At 65.0% G+C, this 23,720-nt stretch carries 28 protein-coding genes and 2 pseudogenes; 15 read left to right on the top strand and 15 right to left on the bottom strand.

Annotation, left to right across the window (positions count from 1 at the left end; all coding sequences use genetic code 11):
* The 6 genes and pseudogenes from GJ630_RS16505 to GJ630_RS16485 all read left to right on the top strand — a co-directional run.
* Positions 1–568: pseudogene (locus GJ630_RS16505) on the top strand (hypothetical protein); the annotation flags it as partial.
* A 30-nt stretch (positions 569–598) separates the two neighbouring features.
* Positions 599–1,582, top strand: coding sequence for a Gfo/Idh/MocA family protein (locus GJ630_RS16500; protein WP_044951584.1), 984 nt, complete (start codon positions 599–601; stop codon positions 1,580–1,582).
* 118 nt (positions 1,583–1,700) lie between these two features.
* Positions 1,701–2,495, top strand: a complete 795-nt coding sequence (locus GJ630_RS16495) for an aldo/keto reductase (protein ID WP_064287109.1) — start codon at positions 1,701–1,703, stop codon at positions 2,493–2,495.
* 6 nt (positions 2,496–2,501) lie between these two features.
* On the top strand, positions 2,502–2,687 hold the full coding sequence (locus tag GJ630_RS16490; RefSeq protein ID WP_050037389.1) for a hypothetical protein: 186 nt from the start codon (positions 2,502–2,504) through the stop codon (positions 2,685–2,687).
* Between the two features lie 74 nt (positions 2,688–2,761).
* Positions 2,762–2,899: a hypothetical protein gene (locus tag GJ630_RS19670; protein ID WP_004516449.1), complete on the top strand. Its 138-nt coding sequence runs from the start codon at positions 2,762–2,764 to the stop codon at positions 2,897–2,899.
* 172 nt (positions 2,900–3,071) lie between these two features.
* Positions 3,072–3,788, top strand: coding sequence for a type 1 glutamine amidotransferase (locus GJ630_RS16485; protein ID WP_191450395.1), 717 nt, complete (start codon positions 3,072–3,074; stop codon positions 3,786–3,788).
* A gap of 23 nt (positions 3,789–3,811) precedes the next feature.
* Here the strand turns inward: GJ630_RS16485 and GJ630_RS16480 are convergent, their stop codons facing one another.
* The 3 genes from GJ630_RS16480 to GJ630_RS16475 all read right to left on the bottom strand — a co-directional run bounded on the left by GJ630_RS16480 (position 3,812) and on the right by GJ630_RS16475 (position 5,376).
* Positions 3,812–4,279 carry a cupin domain-containing protein gene (locus GJ630_RS16480; RefSeq protein ID WP_044951581.1) on the bottom strand — a complete coding sequence of 156 codons (468 nt, stop codon included), beginning with the start codon at positions 4,277–4,279 and terminating at the stop codon, positions 3,812–3,814.
* Between the two features lie 101 nt (positions 4,280–4,380).
* The gene (locus GJ630_RS19665; RefSeq protein WP_014039200.1) at positions 4,381–4,545 is read right to left on the bottom strand and encodes a DUF6757 family protein; all 165 of its coding nucleotides are present in this window, start codon (positions 4,543–4,545) and stop codon (positions 4,381–4,383) included.
* A gap of 54 nt (positions 4,546–4,599) precedes the next feature.
* Complete coding sequence (locus GJ630_RS16475; RefSeq protein WP_151102779.1) at positions 4,600–5,376, bottom strand: PHP domain-containing protein; 777 nt, start codon at positions 5,374–5,376, stop codon at positions 4,600–4,602.
* A gap of 146 nt (positions 5,377–5,522) precedes the next feature.
* On the opposite strand from GJ630_RS16475, the gene GJ630_RS16470 reads away from it, so the two are divergent.
* Complete coding sequence (locus tag GJ630_RS16470) at positions 5,523–5,810, top strand: hypothetical protein (RefSeq protein ID WP_023843068.1); 288 nt, start codon at positions 5,523–5,525, stop codon at positions 5,808–5,810.
* Positions 5,811–5,925: 115 nt separating this feature from the next.
* Here GJ630_RS16470 and GJ630_RS16465 read toward each other — a convergent pair whose 3' ends face one another.
* The 4 genes from GJ630_RS16465 to GJ630_RS16450 form a co-directional block, all read right to left on the bottom strand.
* Positions 5,926–6,336, bottom strand: a complete 411-nt coding sequence (locus GJ630_RS16465) for a hypothetical protein (protein ID WP_191450393.1) — start codon at positions 6,334–6,336, stop codon at positions 5,926–5,928.
* Entirely contained in the window at positions 6,333–7,019 is a 687-nt protein-coding gene (locus GJ630_RS16460) for an ATPase domain-containing protein (RefSeq protein WP_008306920.1), read from the bottom strand. The genes GJ630_RS16465 and GJ630_RS16460 overlap by 4 nt, the downstream gene beginning before the upstream one ends.
* A gap of 73 nt (positions 7,020–7,092) precedes the next feature.
* A complete protein-coding gene (locus GJ630_RS16455) occupies positions 7,093–7,800 on the bottom strand; it encodes a hypothetical protein (RefSeq protein WP_064287063.1) in 708 nt (235 codons plus the stop codon).
* Between the two features lie 51 nt (positions 7,801–7,851).
* Entirely contained in the window at positions 7,852–8,757 is a 906-nt protein-coding gene (locus GJ630_RS16450; RefSeq protein ID WP_064287064.1) for an acyltransferase, read from the bottom strand.
* 138 nt (positions 8,758–8,895) lie between these two features.
* On the opposite strand from GJ630_RS16450, the gene GJ630_RS16445 reads away from it, so the two are divergent.
* Positions 8,896–9,909 carry a CPBP family intramembrane glutamic endopeptidase gene (locus tag GJ630_RS16445; protein ID WP_014039193.1) on the top strand — a complete coding sequence of 338 codons (1,014 nt, stop codon included), beginning with the start codon at positions 8,896–8,898 and terminating at the stop codon, positions 9,907–9,909.
* A 24-nt stretch (positions 9,910–9,933) separates the two neighbouring features.
* A complete protein-coding gene (locus GJ630_RS16440; protein WP_050007583.1) occupies positions 9,934–10,986 on the top strand; it encodes an aldo/keto reductase in 1,053 nt (350 codons plus the stop codon).
* Positions 10,987–11,412: 426 nt separating this feature from the next.
* Here the strand turns inward: GJ630_RS16440 and radA are convergent, their stop codons facing one another.
* The 3 genes from radA to htpX form a co-directional block, all read right to left on the bottom strand.
* Positions 11,413–12,462 (bottom strand): DNA repair and recombination protein RadA, encoded by a 1,050-nt coding sequence (gene radA / locus GJ630_RS16435; protein ID WP_014039191.1) that lies wholly within the window; start codon positions 12,460–12,462, stop codon positions 11,413–11,415.
* Positions 12,463–12,595: 133 nt separating this feature from the next.
* The gene (locus GJ630_RS16430; RefSeq protein WP_014039190.1) at positions 12,596–13,213 is read right to left on the bottom strand and encodes a hypothetical protein; all 618 of its coding nucleotides are present in this window, start codon (positions 13,211–13,213) and stop codon (positions 12,596–12,598) included.
* A 500-nt stretch (positions 13,214–13,713) separates the two neighbouring features.
* Positions 13,714–14,592: a zinc metalloprotease HtpX gene (gene htpX / locus GJ630_RS16425; RefSeq protein WP_014039189.1), complete on the bottom strand. Its 879-nt coding sequence runs from the start codon at positions 14,590–14,592 to the stop codon at positions 13,714–13,716.
* Between the two features lie 127 nt (positions 14,593–14,719).
* On the opposite strand from htpX, the pseudogene GJ630_RS16420 reads away from it, so the two are divergent.
* The 3 genes and pseudogenes from GJ630_RS16420 to GJ630_RS16410 all read left to right on the top strand — a co-directional run bounded on the left by GJ630_RS16420 (position 14,720) and on the right by GJ630_RS16410 (position 17,947).
* A pseudogene (locus GJ630_RS16420) lies at positions 14,720–15,612 on the top strand (NAD-dependent epimerase/dehydratase family protein).
* 90 nt (positions 15,613–15,702) lie between these two features.
* Positions 15,703–16,854, top strand: coding sequence for a 60S ribosomal export protein NMD3 (locus GJ630_RS16415; protein WP_191450391.1), 1,152 nt, complete (start codon positions 15,703–15,705; stop codon positions 16,852–16,854).
* Complete coding sequence (locus GJ630_RS16410; protein WP_191450389.1) at positions 16,847–17,947, top strand: class I SAM-dependent methyltransferase family protein; 1,101 nt, start codon at positions 16,847–16,849, stop codon at positions 17,945–17,947. The genes GJ630_RS16415 and GJ630_RS16410 overlap by 8 nt, the downstream gene beginning before the upstream one ends.
* A gap of 184 nt (positions 17,948–18,131) precedes the next feature.
* Here GJ630_RS16410 and GJ630_RS16405 read toward each other — a convergent pair whose 3' ends face one another.
* Positions 18,132–19,859 (bottom strand): helicase C-terminal domain-containing protein, encoded by a 1,728-nt coding sequence (locus GJ630_RS16405; protein WP_371727771.1) that lies wholly within the window; start codon positions 19,857–19,859, stop codon positions 18,132–18,134.
* Between the two features lie 160 nt (positions 19,860–20,019).
* On the opposite strand from GJ630_RS16405, the gene GJ630_RS16400 reads away from it, so the two are divergent.
* Positions 20,020–20,214 (top strand): cold-shock protein, encoded by a 195-nt coding sequence (locus GJ630_RS16400; RefSeq protein ID WP_004516469.1) that lies wholly within the window; start codon positions 20,020–20,022, stop codon positions 20,212–20,214.
* A gap of 56 nt (positions 20,215–20,270) precedes the next feature.
* Here the strand turns inward: GJ630_RS16400 and GJ630_RS16395 are convergent, their stop codons facing one another.
* Genes GJ630_RS16395 through GJ630_RS16385 form a run of 3 tightly spaced genes read right to left on the bottom strand, consistent with a single transcriptional unit; the run spans position 20,271 to position 21,236 of the window.
* Positions 20,271–20,564, bottom strand: coding sequence for a hypothetical protein (locus tag GJ630_RS16395; protein ID WP_014039184.1), 294 nt, complete (start codon positions 20,562–20,564; stop codon positions 20,271–20,273).
* A complete protein-coding gene (locus GJ630_RS16390; protein ID WP_014039183.1) occupies positions 20,561–20,890 on the bottom strand; it encodes a hypothetical protein in 330 nt (109 codons plus the stop codon). Before GJ630_RS16390 ends, GJ630_RS16395 begins: the two co-directional genes overlap by 4 nt.
* A gap of 1 nt (position 20,891) precedes the next feature.
* A complete protein-coding gene (locus GJ630_RS16385) occupies positions 20,892–21,236 on the bottom strand; it encodes a winged helix-turn-helix domain-containing protein (RefSeq protein ID WP_014039182.1) in 345 nt (114 codons plus the stop codon).
* 101 nt (positions 21,237–21,337) lie between these two features.
* Between GJ630_RS16385 and GJ630_RS16380 the strand changes: the two genes are divergently transcribed.
* Positions 21,338–22,321 carry a CPBP family intramembrane glutamic endopeptidase gene (locus GJ630_RS16380; protein WP_191450384.1) on the top strand — a complete coding sequence of 328 codons (984 nt, stop codon included), beginning with the start codon at positions 21,338–21,340 and terminating at the stop codon, positions 22,319–22,321.
* A 4-nt stretch (positions 22,322–22,325) separates the two neighbouring features.
* Here the strand turns inward: GJ630_RS16380 and GJ630_RS16375 are convergent, their stop codons facing one another.
* Positions 22,326–22,529, bottom strand: a complete 204-nt coding sequence (locus GJ630_RS16375) for a hypothetical protein (protein ID WP_008306949.1) — start codon at positions 22,527–22,529, stop codon at positions 22,326–22,328.
* Between the two features lie 110 nt (positions 22,530–22,639).
* On the opposite strand from GJ630_RS16375, the gene GJ630_RS16370 reads away from it, so the two are divergent.
* Positions 22,640–23,626, top strand: coding sequence for an SDR family oxidoreductase (locus GJ630_RS16370; RefSeq protein WP_044951575.1), 987 nt, complete (start codon positions 22,640–22,642; stop codon positions 23,624–23,626).
* Positions 23,627–23,720 lie beyond the last annotated feature (94 nt).

Below are 23,720 nucleotides of genomic sequence, written 5' to 3'. Positions count from 1 at the left end.
GGGCGTACGGAGCGGGCCGCGGATGCGTACGCACAGGCCAGCGTCGAGTACGAACGAGCACTGGGCGGTAACGGCACCGGAGCCGTCGGCAGAAGCCATCACGGACGCACGGGACGCAGTCGAGGCGGAATACGCCGAACTCCTGTCGGCCCCGGTCGACGCGGCACAGGCGGCTGCGGGCGCGGCCAGAGCCGCGACGGACCCGGCAGCGCGGGCCACACATTGGGAAGCCGCCCTCGACCGATACCGGACGGCGTACGAACTGGACTGGGGTCGTGACCGCCGCTTCGACGGCGACCGGGCGTCGCTCCGACAGGCGCTCGCGGACATCGCCGTCGAACTGGTCGATGCACACCGTGAAGCGGGGCAAGAGGCGCTGCGTGAGGGCAGCGACGAGTCAAAGCGAGAGAGTGCCGGGGCCGCGTGTGACGGTGCGGCGGCCCACTTCGAGCGCGCACGCGAGGTGGCCGCCGAACTCGTGCCCGACAGACGCGAGCCGCCAGCGGACGGACTGGCCGCCGTATCCGAACAGGAAGTCAGCGTCGAGTCAGAAGCGAAAGGTCGGTAATTGTTTATCAACGGAGAGTCGGGTATCGGTATGCGCTTTGGCATTATTTCGACGGCGAAAATCGCACGCAAGGACGTGATTCCGGGCATCCAGAAGTCGGACCACACGGTCGCGGCGATCAGCTCCAGAACCCGGGACCGTGCCAGCGAGGTCGCCGGGGCCCTCGATATAGACAGTGCCTTCGGCGACTACGAGACGATGTTCGCCGAGGCGGATATCGACGCGGTGTACAACCCGCTTCCGAACGCGCTCCACGCCGAGTGGAGCCAGCGGGCTGCCGACCACGGGCTCGACGTGCTCTGTGAGAAGCCACTGACCGTCGACACTGCCGGGGCAGTGGACCTCTTCGACTACTGTGCCGAACAGGGCGTCACGCTGATGGAGGCGTTCATGTATCAGTTCCACCCGCGGACCCGGCGGGCAAGGGAAATCGTCAAAAACGAACTTGGCGAGGTACACACCGTCGACGCGTCGTTCAAGTTCTCGCTCGGCGACGCCAGTAACATCCGGCTGGACCCGGAACTGGCCGGCGGGAGCCTGATGGACGTGGGCTGTTACGCCGTCAGCGCGGCCCGGGGCTTCCTCGGCGAGCCGGACCGGGCGTTTGCCCATGCCCGGGATTCCCGGGACAGCGGCGTGGACACGAACCTCAGTGGCATCCTCTCGTACGACGACGGAGGGGTCGCCTCGGTTTCCTGCGGGTTCGACGGACCGAGACGGGAGTACTACCGGGTCGAGACCGACGACGGCTGGCTCGAAGCGCCGAACTGCTTCGGCCCGGAACACGACGAGTCAGTCTCGCTGACGTACAGCGTCGACGGCCGCGAGGTCACAGAGACGTTCGACCCGGTGGACCACTATCAGTTGCAGGTCGAGGCGTTCGCGGACGCCGTCGAAAACGGCGAAGCGCCGCCGATTGACCGCGCCGAGACGCTGGGGAACATGCGCGCCATGGACGCGCTGGCCCGGAGCGCGGACACCGGCCAGCCGGTCGACATCGCCAGTCCCGAGTGAAACGTAAATCGGGCGTGTGCCACGACACGACGAGCGCGAAACGGTTTTGACTGCGGCGGATGAGGCACGTACTGTGACACCCCCAACAGTGACGCTTCCGAGTGGCGACGAACTGCCGATGGTCGGCGTCGGGACGTGGGACATCGACGGCGACACCGTACAGGAGTCCGTTCGAGCGGGGCTCGATGCGGGCTACGCTCACGTCGACACCGCCGAAGGCTACCGGAACGAGGCCGAAATCGGCGAGGCCCTGGCCGACTACGACCGCGAGGACGTGTTCCTCACGTCGAAGGTGCTGCCCAAGCACCTCGATTACGAGTCCGTCATCGAGGCCTGCGAGGCGTCGCTCGACCGCCTCGGGACTGACTATCTCGACCTGTATCTCGTCCACTGGCCAAACCCCGCTGTCTCTATCCGCGAGACGATGAACGCGATGGCGACGCTCCACGACCAGGGGAAGATCCGCAACGTCGGCGTCTCGAACTTCAGCGCGTACCAGCTCGGGGCCGCTCAGCACGTCGCCGACGTGCCCATCGCCGTCAACCAGATCGAGTACCACCCCTGGAACACCCAGGACCAAGTCGTCGAGTTCTGCCGCGACACTGACACCGTCGTCGAGGCGGCCGCGCCGCTGGGTCGGACCGAGGTGTTCGCCGACGACGTGATTCAGGAGTTAGCCGGGGAATACGACAAGTCGCCGGCCCAGATTATCCTGAAGTGGGCGGTCGAGAACGACGTGGTGGTGCTACCGAAGTCTTCCTCTCCCGAGCACGTCCGCCAGAACCTCGCGTTGTTCGACTGGGAACTCGACGCCGCCGACCGCGAGCGAATCGATGCCATCGAACGCGAGCAGGCGGTCTACGACACCGGCGTCAACGACTGGGACAACGATACTTACGGCATTTCACAGTAGTCCCAGATGGTCGATCCGCCCGCACTGGACCGCTGGGACGCCACGGCCGCGGCGAGCATTGCCGCTTTGCTTGTCCTGGCGTACGTCCTGGTTCCGAACCCGACAGTCCAGTACGGGACGTGGCTGGTCATATTCTGCGTCTGGATGGCCTGGTTCGTCTCTTTCGGTGCCAGATGGTTATATGGCCCCTAGAGGAGGTCGTTGAAGCTTTTACTCGATTCCGTGTCAGCGGAGATTTATTTACTCCCGCTCTCTATACGCACTTGATGCCCCGTATCGAAGTCTCGGAAAACCTGTACCGGCAGATCGAGAGCGAAGCCAACAACGACGACTTCAACGACACGCTGTGGAAGATGGTGGGCTCCTATCGGCGGACGAACAACCCGGAAGCGGACCAAACGTAAACGCACGTATCGTAGTCGTCGACGCCCCGTAGCGAGACAGTTCCGAATGGCCAGTTATCTCCGATAGCCGCTGTACCCGCGCCTGCTTCGACGCCGGTGTCCCGTCACTGTGAGCGGCAATCACTACCGTCAGTACGTACGTTTTTACCGTTTGAGCCGCTGCATACTGGTAATGAGGCCACGGATCGCCCTACTGAACGCGGCCCACGACGGCGATGACAACCGCCGGAACTTCCGGCGGGAACTCGACGCCGACCTCGTGGAATACGACGTGACCGAACGCGAACTGCCCGACACCTTCGCGTTCGACGGCTGTCTGGTCACGGGCAGCCGCGCGTCCGTCTACTGGGACGAGCCCTGGATACGGGACCTCGAATCCTGGGTGACCGACGCGGTCGACCGCGACATCGCGTTCCTGGGCGTCTGTTTCGGCCACCAACTGCTGGCGCACGCGCTCGGCGGGACCGTCGAGGCGATGGACGAGTACGAGATCGGCTACCGAACCGTCGAACACGACGGCGAGAACGAACTGCTCGCCGGCGTCGACGAGTCGTTTACCGTCTTCACGACGCATTCGGACCGTGTCGCCGAGGTGCCGCCGGGTTCGACCACGTTCGCCGAGAACGACTACGGCGTCCACGGGTTCCGGAAGGGGAACGTCTTCTCGGTGCAGTTCCACCCCGAGTACGACCCCAGGACGGCCGAGACGGTGACGAAAGGTAAGGACGGCCAGCTCTCCGACGAGCGCATCGAGGCGGTGCTGGACGGCGTCACGGAGGAGAACTACCGCGCCGCCTGCGAGGCCAAGCGACTGTTCGACAACTTCACCGAGTTCGCCGCGCGTCAGACTGGTGACGCGACCGGCACCGCCGCTGCTTCCGATGACTAAGCCGTCGAAGTACCTTCTGACGGTCAGGTGAACCGGCCGGTCTCGGCATCACATTCCTCACAGCGTGTCACCAGCGCGTCCCGGTCGTCCGTCATCTCGACGTAGTTGTGCGTGCGACCGCCACACTCCTCGCAGTGCCGAAGCATGTCCGTGTCGCCCATCTCCTGTGGCGCGCCGAGCGCAAGCGCAACGACGCGCTCGTCGCCCTCGTTGTGGCCGCGTTGCCACTCACCGGGGGCAAAGCGGATGGCCTCACCGGCTCCGACGCGCACGTCGCCGTCCTCCGTCTCGAACGTCGCTGTGCCCGACTGGACGAGAAACACCTCCTCCTGGTCAGGGTGGCGGTGGTAGCCGAAGCCGAAGGACTCGCCCGGTGCCAGTTCGTAGTAGTTCAGCGCGATGGCGTCGGTGCCGAGCGGCCCGGCGAGCGCCCGCTTGACCGACGCCGGCCCCATTCGCGACTCGACGGCGTCGAGACTGACTTTCTCCATAGTTGCCATGTACAGCGGACAGTCCTTAACCGTTAGTCAGGGCGAGTCACATCGGTGCCACTGGGGCACGCCACGGCAGAAGCAGCAAAACGGAGCGTCGGTCACTCGCGTCGGTCGATGTCGAGTTCTTCGTCGAGGTCTTCGAGCCAGTCGGCGTCTTCCAGTTCCGCCATCTGTTCACGGAAATGCGTCTTGCAGACACCGACCTTGATGCCGTCGCTCTCGACGGCGATGTCGGCTTCACGGTCGCAGTAGTGACACTGCATACCTGAATAGTAGCCCCGGACGACATTGAACCCTCGGGTTCCGTCTGCCGGTTGTCAGACGCTGAGCGCTGTTTCTACCTTGCCCCAGGCGGCGGCGTCCAGACCGGTGTCACCCAGCGTCTCGCCGTGAGCGTCGCTGCCGCCCGTCGGCACGAGGTCGTATCGCTCGATAGCGTCGTCGACGAGGCTGTCGTCGACCGTACGGCCGTAGGGGTACCACCGTTCGACGGCGTCGAGCGACGCACACTTGGACAGCGCGGCCGCCGTATCGGGGTATCGAAACGGATGGGCGAGGCCGACCAGTCCACACGCCTCCGAGAGGACTGCACAGCCGCGCTCGAAGGACGGGACCTCCCGGGCGACGTAACAGGGACAGTCGTCGCCAATTAGCTCGTCGAATGCGGACTGGAAGGTGTGATCCGACACCTCGGCGATCCCGTGGGCGATGTGGGGGCGACCCAGGCCGTCACGCGGTTCGACGGGGAGCGAGACGCCCAACCGGTCCTCGACACACTCGATGATGCGCGCGCCGCGCTCTCGGCGGTTCCGCTGGATGCGCTCACACTCGGCCCGGAGTTCGTCGGTCGGGTCGACGCCGTAGCCCAGCAGGTCCAGTCGCTGGGTCCCGGTTTCGACGCGGAGTTCGATGCCGTGGAGCAGCGTCACGCCGTCCCGGTCGGTAACGGGGCTGTCGAGTGCAGGCTGGAGTCGGTCGTGGTCCGTGAGGGCGACGACCTCGACGCCCGCTCGTCTCGCGGCGGCCGGGACCTCGTCGAAGGAGAGCGTCCCGTCGGAGCGGGTCGTGTGTACGTGCAAGTCAGCGACGACCATACAACACCCACAATCCCCAGCAGCAAGCCGCTTCTGGTCGAGCCATGTATCGTGGGAACACGAAACGTGAGTTCCTTATACGCATTAAGGGATATTATGATTATCTATAGTGAAGGTTTATTATCGACCATGAACTTTCGACACATATGCGAATGCTAAGCAACGCGACGGACGCCTTCCAATCGTATGACTACCCGGTTTCCGCCGAAGAGATCATCGAGGGCGACGGCGACATGGAGCTAGAACTGCCAAACGGCACCGAACGGCTGGGCGACGCGCTGAGCCGGTCGGCCCCGGAAACCTTCGAGAGCGCGGAAGACGCCGAGTTCGCGGCGTTCGCGGGCGTGTCGAGCAAGGCCATCGGCCGAAAGGGCTACTCCGACCGCGACCCGGTCTGCATGGGCGAAGACGGGCCGGACCAAGTCTCCTTCTAACGGCCCAGCACTACCTGCTGCCACCCCAGCTCTGGACGGGTTTCCCGTCTCCTTCGTTTTTACACGGGCGAGCAGCAGGGCTATCGCTGTCGGTGAGTGCACACACTGGAGCCAGCTACCTGTCGAGAAAGTCCGGTCTGTCGACGGCGTCAGTGCTGTCGATCGACTGCCTGTCGAGCAGTTCCGAGGAGTCGAGCGCCGACGGCAGACCGTCGCGGCCGCTGGTCGGCACGTCGTCTTCGTCGATGTACGTCTTCTCGCCGTTGATCAGGTCGGCCCAGAGGGCGTCCCGGTCGGCGTTGGTCGTCTCCGCCGCTTCCTTCGCTTCGTTGCGGCCTTCGTCGTACGCGAGTTCGACCATGCTCTTGTGGTACGCCGAGTTCATCTCGGCGTAGATGGCTTCGAGTTCCTCGCGGTTGTACTCCCCGAGGCGCTCGGCGACGCCGATGGCGTAGGCCCGGTCGGTGGCCTCGTCCTTGCCGAGCGTTTCCCAGTCGGTGCCGAACTCGTGCTCGTAGCGGCTCATGTCTCCACTTTCCGATCGGAGTGGACCTGCAGACCGGCGTCAGAGAAGGATATCTCCCGGATGTCACAGTCGATGGCAGTGCCTCGCATCTTGATAACCTGGACGCCGCGGGTCATGCTCCCGTTTTCGAGGAAGTTGTGGAAGAAGACGACGCCGTGTGCGAGGTAGTGTTCGTCGCTGTAGGAGGACGGGTCGGTCATCTCAGAGATGAGCAGCGTCGTCGCGTCCGTCTGTTTCAGCGCGGAGAGAAAGCCCGTGATCTCGTCTTCGACGTCGTTCATGAAATGCTGCAACAGCATCGTCGAGTCGATGACGACCCGCTGGATGTCGTTCTGTCTGATATAAGCGACGAGGCGGTTCGTCAGGCCGCCCTCGCTGCCGAACTGCGTGATAGTTCGCTTTCCGCTCTCGGTGACGAGGTTGAGGAACTGGATGGCGTCGGACTGCATGGCCCGGTCGAACCCGAACTCGTAGCCGGCCATGTCCTGCATCAACTCCGTCTTGGTCTCGTGCATCGTCACGTACAGGCACGTCTCGCCCTCTTTGACGCCCTGTGTAATGAACTGTGAGCAGAAAGTAGTCTTCCCGCTGCCCGGCGGGCCGCTGACCACATAAAGACGATTCGGGAGTAGCCCCCCCTCAATGAGTTCGTCGAAGCCGGGGACCCCACTAGAGAGACGCATATCAGCTACCTGAGTCCGTCTGGACATATGCTTTCACATTCTATTTTCACCGGTGATAACTCATTCGGCTGCCTCAGCGTTCGAGGGCGCTGGGGTGGCTATCAGCCAGTTCGAGCAGTCGCTCCGTGCCAGCCTCGTCGAACCGCATCGGCCGTCGCCACCACGGCCCCTTCCCCGAGTCGGACGACAGTTCGGTGACCAGTTCGTTCGCGTCGGTGCCGCCGCTCGGTGCCGACAGCGGGACGACCGTGTCGTACAGTCGTGATTCGTCAGCGTTGCCGCGAATGAGAACGCGAGCGTCGAAGGGGTCGCGTTTCACATGGGCGTTCGAGGCGAACTGTGCCTGTTCCTCGGACGGGAGGTCCCGGTACTCGTCGCCGGTCACCGCGTCACGAGCGAGTTGGAAGTGACCGATGACGTGGGCACCCCACTTCGGCGACGCCCAGGCCGAACGCTCGTCGGCCATCGACAGCGTCGCGTAGAAGAACAGGTAGTCACCGGCCGACAGCTCCGAGAGCGGGCCGGCCTTCACGCCGTGTTCGTCGCCGTACGTGTAGCGCTCGCCGCCGGCCTCGGGAAACTCCGGGTCGAAGTGGACCGGCTGGTCGGCCACCGCAGAAACGTCGGTCCGCAGGTCGAGGTCGCCGTAGGTCGGCACTGGCTCGCTGGTCGGTTTCGATTCGGGAATGGGAATATACTCGAAGGTGCCGTCGGAGAACAGTGGCCCGCGAAAGCCGGGCTCGTTCGTGTTCGCTCCGACGTTGATGGCGACGCTTCGCATACCAGGGGTTCGGTCGGTGCGGCAAAAGGACTGCCGGCGTGGCCGCACCGGCTACTGGCGGTCCGGCGGCTGGAGGTCCCGCTGGAACTCGTCGAACTGCTCCAGATTATCGGGCAGGGTAACGGACAGTTGCCGCTCGGCGCGGCGGTCGACGTTCGCCCCCTCGATGGGTTCCGCGACGGACTCCCAGCCGTCCTTGACGGTCAGGGACTTCGCCGGCGTGCCGGCGGCGATATGATGGGCTGGGATGTCCTTGCCGGCGATGGACTTCGCCGCGAGGATGGCGTTTTCCCTGACTTTGACGCCGGCCCGGACCATCGAGTCGTAGGTCAGGCGCACGTCGTCTTCGATGATGGTGTGGTAGTTGTCGACGTGGGTCTGGTCGACGGCGTCGTGGTCGTGGCTGTAGACGTGGGTGTCGTCGGAGATAGAGACGCGGTCGCCGATAGTGAGTCTCCCGCGGTCGTCCAGGTGGACGTCGTCGTGGACCACGACGTTGTCACCAACCTCGATGTTGTGGCCGTAGGTGAACGTGATGCCCTTGAAGAAGCGACAGCCCTCGCCACAGGAGTCAAAGAGGTGGTCGGCGAGCATCCGCCGGAACCGGAGCGCGAACTCGACGTTGTCCGCCATCGGCGTCGCGTCGAACTGCCGCCAGAGCCACTGGAGGTGTTTCGAGCGTTTGAACCGCTCCTCGTCTTTCTCGGCGTAGTACTCGCTTTCGAGGGTCGTGTTACAGGGGTCATAGCCCTGAAGCCGGACCCGCTCGGCCGGGGAGATATCCGCGCCGTCCTGCCAGCGCTCGTAGGCGTCCCGGTCGCCGTGGAGGTCGACCAACACGTCAGTGACAACATCGCAGGTGTCCTCGTCACCGGAAAGGCGCTCGTCGACCTCGTCGATGAACGCCCTGAGCCCCTCTTCAGCGAGCGGTGGCAGCGACACGTGACGCTTCGTCATGTCGAGTACGTGGCTTCGCGGGCAGATAGGGGTTTCCGTTACCTGAAACCTACCCAGTAACACCCGTGTCACGACACCGTATACCACGGAATTCGGCGAGCAAGCCACAGTTAAGACGCCGCCGTTCCAGACGACGACATGGTCAGGTCGGATTTCATCATGGAGATACGGCGCTACATCGTCAATCCCTCTGAGCGCCGGCTGCGAGCGCCGTGGCGGGTCACGCTGTGGGTGTTTCTCGCCGGATTCGGCCTCGTTCTGCTCTCAGGAGTGGTCGCAGTGGTGTCGTCCGTGGTGGGCGTGACGCCAGCGGTCGCAGTTGCGCGCCAGATTGCGCTCTTTGCGGCCGGAACCACCGTCGCTGTCGTACTCGGCTATCTGCTGGACCGACGGACGCTCTCTGACTACGGGTTAGGGTTCGACCGACAGTGGTGGCGCGACGCTGCGTTCGGCCTCGCGCTCGGGGCGGGGCTTCCCACGCTCGTCCTGCTTGTCGAGCTAGGCGCAGGGTTCGTGGAAGTCAGCGTCATCTTCGCTACCGTCGACAGCGGGCCGCTCCCACTGACCGCGTTCGGACCGCCGGTCGCTGTCCTCCTCTTGGGAGCGTTCTTCATCGTCCAGGCGACTGCCGAGGAAGTGCTCGTCCGTGGCTACCTGTTGACGAATGCGGCCGAGGGGCTCGCTGGCTGGGTCGGGAAGCGCCGCGCGGTCATCGCCGCGACGGCGCTGACCGGCGCGCTATTCGGCGTTCTCCACTGGACGAACCCCAGCGCGTCGCTGCTCAGCGTGACCAACATCACCCTCTACGGCCTCCTGCTCGGTGCGTGTTACGTCCTGACCGGGCGACTCGGGGTCGCCAGCGGCTTCCACGTCGCCTGGAACTACACGCTGGCACTGCTTGGCTTCCCCGTGAGCGGCCTCCGCATGGGTGTCTCCCTGCTCTCAACCGATGCGACCGGCCCGACGCTGGTGACCGGCGGCAACTTTGGCCCCGAAGGCGGCCTCATCGCGCTCCCGCTGCTTGGCGTCGGCGGAGCCGCGCTATACTGGTGGGTCCACCGCGAGTACGGCACGGTCGAACTGCTCGATGCTATCGCCACCCCCGAGCTCCGGATTCGGACGCGGTCCGACACCGCAAACCAAGACGGCTAAGTGGACAGCGCCGCTACAACGGGTATGGAATACGCGACACTCGGAAACTCCGGCGTCGAGGTCTCGGAAGTCGGATTCGGTGCCTGGGTCGTCGGCACGGACTGGTGGGGCGACCGCACCCGCGACGATGCTATCGACATGGTCCAGCACGCACTCGCGGAGGACGTGACGTTTTTCGACACCGGCGACGTGTACGGCCACGGCGACAGCGAGGAAATCATCGGCGAGGCGCTGGCGGAACACCGCGACGAGGTCACCGTCTCGACGAAGATCGGCTACGACTTCTACAACAACCCCCAGGCCGGCCACGGCGAACTCCCGAAGAAGGTCACACCTGAGTGGGTTCACACCGCCGTCGACCGCTCTCTCGACCGCCTCGGCATGGACCACGTCGAACTTCTGATGCTCCACAACGCCAACGTCGACGAGGTCGACGAGGACGTGCTGGAGGCGCTGGACGAACTCCGCGAGGAAGGGAAAGTCGAGGCCATCGGCTGGGCGCTCGGCCCCTCTATTGGCTGGCTCGCCGAGGGCGACGCCGCGGTCGCAAACGAGTTCGACGCGCTCCAGACCGTCTTCAACCTCTTCGAGCAGACTCCCGGCCAGCATTTCATCGACACTATCCGCGAGCAGAACGCCGATACGTCGGTACTCGCTCGTGTCCCGCACTCCTCGGGCCTGCTGAACGAGCAGGTGACCCCCGAGACGGAACTCGGCAAGGGCGACCACCGTTCCCACCGGCCGAGCGAGTGGTACGAAACCGGCTGGGAGAAAGTCGAGGAAATCCGGTTCCTAGAACGTGACGGAGCACGGACGATGGGCCAGGCGGCCATCCAGTGGCTCCTCTACAACGACGAGGTGGCGTCGGTCACTCCGACGTTCCGGACGAACGCCGACATCGACGAGTGGGCCGGCGCGCCCGATACGCCGCCGCTCAGCGACGAGGAGTACGACCGCGTGCAGGAACTGTACCGGGACAACTTCGGTATCGACCGCGACGACGGGATGGACGCCCTGCGCTCGTCGGTCGGCGGTGCGGACCTCGAAGAGACCGGGATGAAATCTGCCGGGGACTGACGGCGAGGTGTCGGAGCGCCGACGCACAGGCCACGGCAGATCAGGCGGGCGACTGATTTTCTCGCTGTCCACCGACTTTCGTACCGTCCAAACATGGCGGTTGGACTCTGACATCTCCAGTCGACAACTGACCCCTGGAGAACATCGACGACCAGACAGCTGTCTGTCGGTTCCCGGCTGTTACCCCTCTGTTTCGACAGGAGATGTACCGCCGTCTTGCGGTTGGGGTGGCGAAGTTTCACATTCACCACGGTGCGTCTGACGGCCGCAAGACGCGGGACGGAAGGCGGTTCGAGATGAAATGAAGGGGTTCGAGGCGCGGGAGCAGTCCACATGCCAGTTCGGGCGGACGCTGTTGCGGGTCTCGAAAACCGCCGGAGAAAAAGTCTGGAATCGTCGCGTCGGTAGTAGTCCTTAGGACTCGGGCTACTCGTTCAGCAGGCCGTCTTCTTCGACGCGCATGACGCCCTCGCCGTCTGGGAGGTTCGGCGCGTCGACGAGTTTGACGATGCGCTTGTTCCCCTTGGACTTGCGGAGGTACATTCGGAACGTGGAGGTGTGGCCGAGGATGTTGCCACCGATGGGCTGGGTCGGGTCGCCGAAGAAGGAGTCCGGGTTGGAGGCGACCTGGTTCGTGACGACGACGGCGGTGTTGTTGAGGTCGCCGACCCGCATCAGGTCGTGGAGGTGCTTGTTGAGCTTCTGCTGACGGTCGGCGAGTTCGCCACGCCCGACGTACTCGGCGCGGAAGTGGGCGGTCAGCGAGTCGACGGCGAGCAGGCGGACGGGGAACTCCTCGTCCTGGCTCTCGCTTGCGATTTCCTGGGCCTTCTCGGCCAGGAGAATCTGGTGGTTGGAGTTGAACGCCTTCGCGACGTGGATCTTCTCCAGCACGGAGGCGACGAGGTCATCGAGCAGGTCCTCATCGGTCGGGTCTGCGTCGTCCCCCTCCTCAACGATGCCGTGGAGGACCATCGTGTCTGCCAGTACCTCGTCGGCGAGGCCCTTGACCATCTGTTCGATACGCTCCGGTCGGAACGTGTCCTCGGAGTCGACGAAGATGGCGCTGCCTTCCAGTCCGCCGTGTTCGGCCGGTAACTGGACGTTGACCGAGAGCTGGTGGGTTACCTGGGACTTGCCGGCCCCGAACTCGCCGTACACCTCGGTGATGGACTGGGTCTCGACGCCGCCGCCGAGCAGGTCGTCGACCTCGTCGACGCCCCAGGAGAGCTTCCCGATCTGCTCGCGGCGTTCGAGCACTGTTGAGCCGGTTTCGAAACCGCCGATATCAGCTGCTTCGCGGGCAGCCTGGATGATGTCTGCCGCCGACGATTCGCCGATGTCGGCCGTATTCGACAGTTCGCCGGGGGAGGCGACCGCAATCCCCTGGTATGAATCGTAGCCGTTGTCTTCGAGTTTCTCTGCTGTCGCCGGACCGACACCCGGCAGCTCTTCGAGGTCCTCACTTGCGGACATGGACGTGCCTTGTGCGTCCGGCGGTATAAAGCCTCGTTAACACCAGAGTGAAAGTGAAAGTGTAGGACGGCAGCGGTGTCGTTCGAGACGGAATCGGGAGTTTTAGATGGGAAAGGGGAAAGAGCGCGTCGTCCTACTCCCAGGGGTGGTAGCCGGGACGGTCGGGCCACAGCGGATACCAGTACTCCTTGTCGCCTTCCACGGTAATTTCGTCGCTGAGGTTGCTGTCCAGTTTGAACTCCGCGGACGTGTTGCGTTCGTGGCTGTCGTGAGGGTCCGGCGCGAACGGGTAGTACGCGCCCCGGCGGAACGAGTACACCCAGTAGACAGTCTGGTTCTCGCGCGCGTGCTCGAACGCGAACAGCGCTGCGAGCAGGCGCGACCCGTAGCGCCGCTCGACGAGCGTGTCCGCGGCGAAGTGGATCGACGTGAGCAGGTCCTCGAAGTCGTCGTCGTGCAACACGACCCACTGGTAGCCGTGGTCGTCGGTCTCGAAGGTCGCCCGCGTGCCCGTCTCGACCATCCCGGCGTCGAGAATAGATTCGACCTCGTCGACGGCGTCCTGGAAGTCCGTGCTGTCGACGTCGGCGAAACACAGTGCCGCCTCGCCGGTCGGCTCGTACCCCAGGTCGGCCTCCATCGTGACGTAGGCGGTACTCATCCCGAACAGGTCGTCGGGGTCGGCGTCCCGTGTCGCGTCGGCCTCGGCTTTCACCCCGAGGACGCTCTTGAGTCCGTCGAGCAATCCCATATGCTCGTCTCTATGGGCCGGGGACCAAGGTGGTTTGTGTCTCCGTTGGTGAATCGGACTGTGTGAATTAGACTTTTCACAGCCAGAAAGCCCCGGCTGTCTGAACTCGGGGGACTCGCTGTGCGCTTCCTCGCTCCCGATTGTCGCTCGTGCAGTGCTTGCGTCGTCCGCTTTCGTTCAGACAGCCACCGGGAGACCGAAGGTCTCCCGAGCAGTCGGCGCGTAGCGCCGACGACGCCCCTTTCAGTCCCACCCGTAGCCGGTTGGTCAATCCAGGCTGGGTGGGACTGAGAGGGGCCGTGCTCTTGGCGAACCCCGGCGTAGCAAGCACCTACGGAGTGCAGCAAGCCGCGGGTCGCGAGGGACCGAAGGTCCCTCGTCTTGGTGAGCGGTGAAACCGCGAACCAAAGCCGAGAGCGCGGGGGCTTTCTGGCTCTGTATAACGGTCACTGCGGGAATCCGTATAACTCCAGAGGCGACGATGAAAAAGCCAACCGACCCTAGCGCCCTTCGAGTTCGCGTTCGAGGTCCTGCAGGCGGTCGATACGTTTCTTCGTCGACGGGTGGGTACTGGCCAGGCGGCCGATCCACCCGACGTCGATGGGGATGATGAAGAAGGCGTTCATCTCCGCCTGGTCGCGCATGTCCTCCTTCGGAACTTTGTCCATTTGGCCGTCGATCTTCATCAGCGCGTTGGCGAGGGCGGCGGGCTTGCCGGTAATCATCGCGCCGCCGCGGTCGGCGGCGTACTCGCGGTAGCGGCTGAGCGTCCGGATCAGGAGGAACGAGATGACCCAGACGACCAGCGAGATGAGGATGGCGACGATGACCGGTACCTGCTGGCCGCCACGTTCGCGGCCGCCGCTGAACAGCCAGCCCCACCGGACGATGAGGAAGGCAATCGTCGAGAGGAACGACGCGATGGTCATCACCATCACGTCGCGGTTCTTGATGTGGGCCAGCTCGTGGGCCAGCACGCCCTCCAGTTCGTCCTGATCGAGCGTGTCCATGATGCCCGTCGTCACGCAGACGGCCGAACTGTCTTTCGACCGGCCGGTGGCGAAGGCGTTGGGCACCCGAGAGTCGGCGACGGCGACCTTCGGCTTCGGGAGGTCGGCCTGCTGAGCCAGGCGGTCGACAGTCCGGTGGAGTTCGGGGTACTCTTCCGGTTCGACCGTCCGGGCTCCCATCGAATACAAGGCGAGCTTGTCGCTGAAGAAGAACTGCGCACCGAGGAACAGTCCCATGACGACCACGATAAGCGCGAGGTTCTCGAAAGCCACAACGAGCACTCCGAGGAAGACGATGTACAGCGCGAACAGCAGGAACATCGTCAGGGCCATTCGGCCTCGGAGCCCCCAGTCTGTTTGCCACTCCATGCCCAGTGATAGACGGTCGACACTCTAAAACCTCGCTATCGTGGGAAAGTGCCACACGTCGGGGCCAGAGGACCGTCAGCGGGGCAACTGTCCACACACATTTACTCTCAGGGCAACAACCGGATGCATGAGCGACACAGTCGTCGTCACTGGCGGGCTCGGGCGTTCGGGGCGCTGGATCTGTGACCACCTCGCCGGCGAGTACCACGTCGTCTGCGTGGACCTGGACCACCCGGGCTGGGAAATCCCGACGCGGGAGCACATCGATTTCAAAGCCGTCGACGTGACTGAGGGCGTCGAGGTCCGTGACCTGTTCAGCGAGATCGATCCAGACGCCGTCGTCCACTGGGCCGCGTTGCCGGCGCCGGAGCGCCACGCGGGCACGCGAGTGTTCGACACCAACGTTTCCGCGACGTACAACGTCGTCGACGCGGCGGGTCGGGCCGGCGCGGACGTCGTCTGGGCGTCCTCGGAGAGCGCCTACGGACTGGCCTTCGCCGAGGAGACGCCGCTCCCGGCGTATCTCCCGATAGACGAGGCACATCCGACTGCGCCGGAGGACCCGTACGGCACATCGAAGGTCGCCGGCGAAGAAGTAGCGAAGATGGTCGTCCGGCGTGACGGCGTCAACGTGGCATCAATCCGCCCGTCGTGGATTCAGTACCCCGGCGAGTACAACTGCCGGGACGTGGCCACGGGCGACCTCGCCGACGGTGCGGGCAACTGCTGGTCGTATGTCGACGTTCGCGACGTGGCGACAGCAGTTGCGGCGGCGCTCGATGCCAACCTCGGCGGGCACGAAGCATTCAACGTCGCCGCCGCCGAGAACTACGTCGCCGGCCGACGGCTGACCTCGTGGAAGAGCAGTGGGGGGAGCTTCCCGCAGAGTGTGAACTGGACGACGACCAGTCGGCGCTCTCAACTGCGAAAGCGCAGGGCCTGTTGGACTGGGAGCCGGAATACGACTGGCGTGAGGCCGTCGACGCCGACATTGCAGCGCCGACCCTCACGGGTGAGTGAGCGCTTGGGAGCAGTGCTGGACCTGCCGACGGCGTCCTGCCGCGGCGGCGGAACACACGGCTTAAACAGTTCAGTACAGTAAGGCCGGTAATGAGCCGGTCGGGAGAGTTCTGTCCACGCTGCGGTGACGAAATACCGGAGGGCACCGACGAGCGCCCGGAGCTGGCTGGAGCCGGCGGCCAGCGCAACTCCGAGCACGTCCTCTGTGACGCCTGCTACTTCGAGGAGTTCGACTTGGTGGACGCCCCCGACACCATCCAGGTTCGGGTCTGTTCGCGGTGCGGCGCGGTCCACAAGGGAAACCGCTGGGTCGACATCGGCGCGGAGGACTACACCGATATCGCCGTCGAGCAGGTCAGCGAGGCGCTCGGTATCCACGTCGACGCCCAGTCGGTCGCCTGGCAGGTCGCTCCCGAGCAACTCGACAAGAATAACATCCGGATGCACGCGGAGTTCTCCGGCGTCATCCGCGGGACGCCAGTCACCGAGGAAGTGACCGTCCCCGTCCGCATCTCCCGGCAGACGTGCAAGCGCTGCGGGAAGATCGCCGGCGGGTCCTTCGCCAGCATCGTTCAGGTGCGGGCCGACGGGCGCGACCCGACCGACGACGAGCGCGAGCGGGCCGAAGAAATCGCAGAAGAGTACATCGCCGCCCGTGAAGCGACCGGCGACCGCAACGCCTTCATCACCGAGACGAAGTCCGTCGACAACGGGCTGGACATGAAGATCTCGACGAACCAGATGGGGCTTGGCATCGCCAAGCGCATCACCGCCCAGCTCGGCGGGTCGTACTCCGATTCGCGGCGTCTCATCTCCGAAGACGAGGACGGCCAGGAGCTGTACCGGATGACCTACGCCGTCCGCCTGCCACGGTACCGCCAGGGCGAGGTCATCGACCCGGAGGACGGCGACGGCCCGGTGCTGGTCCGCTCTGTGCAGGGGAACCTCAAGGGCGTCCGCCTGACGACGGGCGAAGACTACGAGGCCAGTTTCGAAGAGGGCGAAACGCCCGACGCCCGCCGCCTGGGGTTCCGCGAGGACGCCCAGACGACCACTCTCGTCGCCGTCGAGGACGACAACGCCGTCCAGGTGTTAGACCCCGAAACCTTCGAGAGCAAGACCGTCCCGCGGCCGGACTACCTCGACGCCGACACCGACACCGACGAAGTTCCGGTGCTGAAGAGCCACGCCGGGTTGCACATTCTCCCGGCCGAGGGAGACAACACGGATACCGATGAGTGAGGACGGAGCCAGACGCGAGTCGAGCGAGACGGACGACCAGCAGCTAGCCGCTGTCGTCGCCAAGCCTCGCTCGCAAGTCGCTATCGAATCTTTGCGGGCCGAGGGCGTCTACGACGATACCAGAAGCATCACCGAGTGGACCGCGGACAGCGTCGCGGTTCCGGTGACGGCTCCGCCACAGGAGACGCAGTTCCGGGAGGTCGTCCGGCAGGTCGGCGAGCGCCGTCTCCGAACGCTCGATGACCACCTCCGGGAGCGCGGCTGGAACGACGAGGAGATCGCTGCCGCGCCGAGTTCCTGGGCCGTCCTCGGCTCCGTCGTGCTGGTCGACATCGGCGACAGCCCTCGGCCGGCGGAAGTCGGCGAGGCGCTGCTGGCGCTCCACGGCGAGGCCGAAACGGTGCTGGCCCGTCACGGCATCTCCGGCGAGCACCGCGAACCCAGCGTCGAAGTCATCGCCGGCGACGGCGACACTGAGACGGTCCACACCGAACACGGCACGCGCTACGCGATGGACCTCGCCGAGGTTATGTTCTCGCCCGGCAACAAGGCCGAGCGGGCGCGGATGGGCGACATCGTCGCGGCAGACGAGCGGGTGCTGGACATGTTCGCCGGCATCGGCTACTTCACGCTCCCGATGGCCCGTGCCGGCGCGCAGGTCACCGCCGTCGAGCGCAATCCCACGGCGTTTCGCTTTCTGGTCGAGAACGTCATGCTGAACGATGTGGACGAGCGGGTCCACCCCTACCGGGCCGACTGCCGGGATGTCGTTCCGGGCTTCGCCGAGGAGGCACGCGCCGACCGAATCGTGATGGGATACTACGAGGCCTCCGCGCCGCGCGCGGAGGACAGTCGGGCTCCGCCCGACGCTTCCCACGAGTACCTCGACAGCGCGCTCGACGCGCTCACGCCCGGCGGCGTCCTCCACATGCACGAGGCCACGCCGGACGCGCTCGTGTTCGACCGTCCCATCGAGCGACTGGAGGCGGCCGCCACCGAGGCCGGCCGGGACGTCGAGATTCTGGATACCCAACGCGTCAAGGAGTACAGCGAGGGCGTCGCCCACGTTGTCGTCGACGCTCGGGTGCAGTAGGGCGTCTTTACGCACGCAATCCAGACAAGTGAGAACAGGTAGCATGCCCCGGGCAGACGGTCGTAACGCCTAATTAGGCGAGTAGTCAAGGGAACGGCATGGACAGACAGCAGATTATCGCCATCATTCTCGTCGGTCTGATGGTCGGGTCGTCGGTGGTCTACGGGTTAGCCTTCGCCTTCTTCTAGTCCCACACGTCCGACAGCGGGTGGTTGCCGTCCCCGGACCGCGAGCGCGAGCGGTCGTGCCGGCGTTTGGTCCCCGAACTGAGCGCAGAAAGCGCCTGGTCCGGTGCGAACCGTGGCAGGTCGGGCGCTGAGAGGCGGTCGACCTGCGCACGGAACCAGTCGGGCATATCGTGCTCGGCGCGCTCAAACAGGTCCAGCAGCGACGAGTCCGCGAGGTAGGTCGCGCCATAGTCGTCGGGCGCGCGGACGACGCGGCCACAGGCCTGGATGACCGTCCGCAGTGCCGTCCGGTAGTACCAGCCCCACTGGTCGTCTTCGAGCCGTCGGGCGACGCGGGAGTCGCGGGTGTTTGGATAGGGAGCCTTGCACAGCACCTGCCAGCGACAGAGATCGCCCTCCAAGTCGAGGGCCTCCTCCATCTTCACCGAGAGGAACACGTCGGGGTTGTCGCTGCGCTTCCAGGCGGACAGCGCCCCGTCTCGGCCGTCTTTATCGTGGGTGCGGACGCGAGCGCCGACGCCGAAGTCGTCGAGGAGGTCCTTCAGTTGCTCCTGAATAGCGTAGGAATGGCAGTGAATGAGCCCCTTCTCGTCCGTGTGCTGTGCCATGATGCGAACGACGGTCCGGGCGATGTCGGGCAGCGTGTCGTCGCGGTGCTCGTAGGTCATCTTCCCCTGGGCCACGTCGTACAGCGGCCGGTTCTCGACGGGGAAGGTGTGGCCGACCTCGACGAGCGCGACGTTACTGGGATCCAGACCGACGTTCGCACAGAACGCCTCCTTGTTGAGGATGGTCGCCGACAGCAGAGCGAAGCGGTTGCCCCGGTCCCAGACGGTGTGTTTGAGGTAGCGCTCGGGGTTCATCGGCTTGATCGTCACCGGGGCGTTCTCGCCGTCGGCCTGGTCGACGACCCAGGTGGTCGCGCTCTCGGTGTCGGTGTAGTCCTCGCGGAACCACCCGAGGTCCTGTCGGAGCGTGTTCAGCGAGTCACGTTCGGCCACCTCGTCGCCGGTGAGTTCCGCCTTGTTCCGCAGTTCCTTCACCCGGCGCTCGGCGAGGTGTTCGACCCGTTCAGTGAAGGAGACGGCCTCGTCCAGGCCGTCGATGTCCGGCACGTCGATGTCGTTCCACATCGGGATGGACTGCGGCGAGAGGTCGATGGTGGCGTACATCTCCGCCCACTCGCCCAGGCCGTGGGCCTCGTCGATGACGACCACGTCGCGCTTGCCGAACACGTCGCTGCCGGCGGTCTGCATGAAATAGGCCAGTGTCATCGCGGCGATGCGGCGGTTCGAGGCGATGGCGCGGTCCGAGAAGTACGGACAGCGGTGTTTGACCTGGCAGTCGAACTTCCGTTCGCGCACGCACGGGGCCTGGTTCACCGGCGTGTCCGTCTCGCCGGGGAGGATGCAGTCGTAGTTGTTCTTCCCGCGGATGACACAGAGGTCCTCGAGCAGAGCGTCCTCGGCCACGTCGTCCAGCTGGGAGACCTGTGGTGTGGTGTAGTAGGCGTCGATGACCTGTTCCGGGGCGGCCTCACCCGCGGTCCGGGCACAGCCGGCGATAGCCCGAGCGAGCAGGGACTTCCCGCTCCCAGTCGGCGCGCGAACGAGGACCACGTCCTTGCCGCTCTCAAAGGCCGCACGGATGTCAGCGAGGGCCTGCTTCTGGTTGCCCCGGTAGGACGGGGCCGGGAACTCGTCGGTAATCCGCGCGGGGTACACGCGAGAAAGCAACGGACGAGGCGGCCTAAACCTTTCTTGTCGTTGGATGAGCGTCGGCGGCTAGCGAGATGACGGGGGTGGGTCGTGTTCACAGGCACACGGTCGTGGTACTGATACTCTCGGAACTCTTATACATATACCCCCTGTACGTATATTTGCAATGGCAAACGGTAAGGTTGATTTCTTCAACGACACAGGCGGTTACGGTTTCATCTCGACTGAGGACGCGGACGATGACGTTTTCTTCCACATGGAAGACGTTGGCGGCCCTGACCTCGAAGAAGGCGAGGAGATCGAATTCGACATCGAACAGGCCGACAAGGGCCCCCGCGCGACGAACGTCGTCCGCAACTAAGGCAGATTTCCGGTCGCCTTTGGGCGACCACATCTGACACTTGTTCTTATCTGAAGTCACTCGACGAACAGCGCGTACAGCACGGCACAGAGCCCTGCGACGGTCACGAGACCCCTGACGAGCAACACAATGCCAGCCCCAGCGCCCGCCCAGACAGCGATGGTGGCAGTGGCGTAGACGCCGGCGGTCAGCGACCCGATTCCGACGGCGAGCCACCACATCTTCGGCGCGTCGTTGCGCCGGTAGCCCCGGTAGGCCAGCGACGCGACGAACAGTCCGACGACGGCCGTCAGGGCTCGCGAGAGTTCCGCGACGGCGTCCGGCGCGAGCAGGTCGAGCGGGACCGTCACGACGACTCACCCCCGTAGACGGTCCACAGGATCGTTCCGAGCCCGAGCAGTTCGCAGGCGCTCACGAGGAGCGAGCGCCCGACGACACCGACGCCGGTGGCCGTGGGGAGCGCGATGCGGAGGATCTCCGGTACAGTCGTGAGCAGGAGAAGCCCGACGGCGAGCGTCAGCATGCCCGTCCGACCCGGCCCGCGACGATAGCCGTGGACGAGGACGACAGCGATGGCGGCCGAGAGCAAGACAGAGAGTATCGACAGCGCGACGACGGCCAGCGCAATTTCCGGATCGGTCCCACCCGTGCGTATCTGCAGTAGCGTCGCGAACATCTCAGGACAGCCCCTCGAACAGGTCGGTGAATCGGTCCGCCGGATCCGACGAGGACCGTGAGACAGCCACGTCGTACGACCCGTCGGCGAACGTGACGGTCACGTCCTCGACGGTCGCGACATAGCGCTTGTAGTGGTGTCCGTCGGGGTCGACGGCCTGCCGTTCGGCGACGAGGTCGGCGGCTTCCAGTCGGTCGAGGCGGCGGTACGCCGTCGGGTCGGACATCTCGCAGGCCGTACAGAGTTCGGAGACGGACATCGGTCCGGTGGTGAGTTCGGCGATGATGGCCCGCGCGTACTCGTCTTCGAGCAGCGCGAGCAGTTCATCGTCGCCGACCGCGTCCATGCTCGCTGAAAGCGAGCGAGACGCAATAAAATCGGTCCACTGGCTTCCGAATCAGAAGCAGTGCCCGCGGTGATACGTCGGTCCCGGCCGGTCGTCCGGACATGCCACCGAAGTCACCGGAGCAAAGAGACAGCCGGACGACCCCGAGCGTCGTCGAGCGGACTGTCTCTCGCCTCGTCTGGCCGATCTGGAACAGCGCGGACGGCAGGCTCAGAGCGCCACTGCGTGCGGTTCTCCCGGCGGTACTGTCGTTTCTCGCCCTCGCGGCGCTACAGAGCGTCGTTCGGGCCCGATTCACGCACCCCATCCGAGAACCGCTCGAAGCGGCCGGGATCGGAGCGGTCCTCGTCGCCACGGTGTTCGTCAGCGCGCGGGTCCTCGACCGCCGACCTGTCGGCGAGTACGGCCTGTCGCTCGACCGTCACTGGTGGCGGTCATTCGCCGTCGGCGGTGCGATAGCGACCGTGATCAATGCCGGCGCGCTCGCCGTCGCAGTCGGCGTGGGCTGGGCCACTGTCGTCGGCGTCGCGGAGGGAGCCGGCGATCTCCCGTTCCTGCCGGCGATGGCCGTCGTCTTCACCTACGTCGCCCTCGCGTCGGCGTGGGAGGAGATCGTCTTCCGCGGGGCGATGCTGAAGAACCTCGCCGAAGGGGCCGACGGGCCCGTCCCGCGGTGGGCCGCGGTCGGCGTGGCGGTGCTCGCGAGTTCGCTCGTCTTCGCCTTCCTGCACGGCGGGAAGGTCGACCACCCGAGCCAGTACGGCTATTACCTGCTCGCCGGACTGGTCCTGAGCGGCGCGTACGTCCTCACCGGCGACCTCGCCCTCCCGATCGGCTTTCACGCCTGGTACAATTTCACCCAGAGCGCGGTGTTCGGTCTCGGCCACTCACAACGGACGCCCGAGCTAATCGCAGTCGATATCGTCGGCCCCGCACGCTGGGTGGGCGAAGAAGGGATCGCCTACTCGCTCTTCGTGGTCGTCGGCGGCCTCCTGCTACTGACGTTTCTCCGCTGGCGCGACGGCCGCCTTGGAATCGACGAGCGCGTGACGCGGTGGACGCCCGGATTCGAACGGGAGACGTGACGACTTAGAGGGCGGCCACGTCCGCCGCCGTCACCTCGCGGTCGTCGGGAAGCTGGTCGATGCAGTCGTAACAGAGGAAGTGTTCGGTGTCGTCGCCGAGTTCGAGGACGATTCCCTCGGTCGGTCTGGACTCCTGCGACCAGATGTTGGCGATGCCGCCGGCTATCGAAACGTTCGTATCGCACCCGTCGCAGGCTCTAGAGGCCATTAGCGAGTTTTTATGCGCTGTATACACTTCAAGGTAGCTGGCCCCTTCGAACAGTTCAGTACAGTTAACTCTCGACATACTTTTGTCGTCCGATGGCCACCGTCCAGATAATGCAAATACTGGTCACAGGGGGTGCCGGGTTCATCGGCGGCCACCTGGCACAGCGGTTCGCCGCCGACAGCCACGATGTGGTCGTATTGGACAACCGCGACCCGTTCTACGATCTGGATATCAAGCAACACAACATCGAAGCTGGACAGGCGGCCGCCCGGAACAGCGACGGGAGCTACGAGTTCATCGAGGGCGACGTGCGTGACGCGGAGCTAGTGACGGACCTCGTCGCCGACGCCGACTACGTCTACCACCAGGCCGCCCAGGCCGGCGTCCGCCCGAGCGTCCAGAACCCCCGCAAATACGACGAGGTCAACGTCGACGGCACGCTGAACCTCCTCGACGCCTGCCGCGACGAGGGCATCGAGCGGTTCGTGATGGCGTCCTCCTCCTCCGTTTATGGCAAGCCAGAGTACCTGCCCTACGACGAGCAACACCCCACGACGCCCGTCTCACCCTACGGCGCGTCGAAGCTCGCCGCCGAGCGCTACGCCTGCGCCTACAGCGAGGTGTACGACCTGCCCGCCGTCGCGTTGCGATATTTCACCGTCTACGGCCCGCGGATGCGCCCGAACATGGCCATCTCGAATTTCGTCTCCCGGTGTCACAACGGCGAGCCGCCGGTCATCTACGGCGACGGCACGCAGACGCGCGATTTCACCTACATCGAAGACGTCATCGACGCAAACATGACGCTGCTTCACGAGGACGCCGCCGACGGCAAGGCCGTGAACATCGGCTCGACGGACAACATCGAGATCAAGACGCTCGCGACGGAGATCCGGGACCAGATCGACCCGGATCTCGACCTGGTCTACGAGGAACGCCACGACGCCGACGCCGAACACACCCACGCCGCGACCGACCGCGCCGAGGAACTGCTCGGCTACGACCCGGACCACACCATCCGGGAGGGCGTCGCGAAGTTCATCGACTGGTACCGCGACAACCGCGACTGGTACGAGCCGCTCGTTCGACAGTCCTGACGGGCGACACGAACAGGCCACGGTTTTAACCCCGTCCCGTCCTGCAGGAAGGTATGCACGTCCTCGTGACCGGTGCGACGGGGTTCGTCGGGGG

The organism is Haloarcula sp. CBA1122 (assembly GCF_009741785.1).
GTDB classification, from domain to species: domain Archaea; phylum Halobacteriota; class Halobacteria; order Halobacteriales; family Haloarculaceae; genus Haloarcula; species Haloarcula hispanica.
The sequence above is the reverse complement of the archived record's forward strand: the minus strand, read 5'-3'. Positions and strand labels throughout refer to the sequence as shown.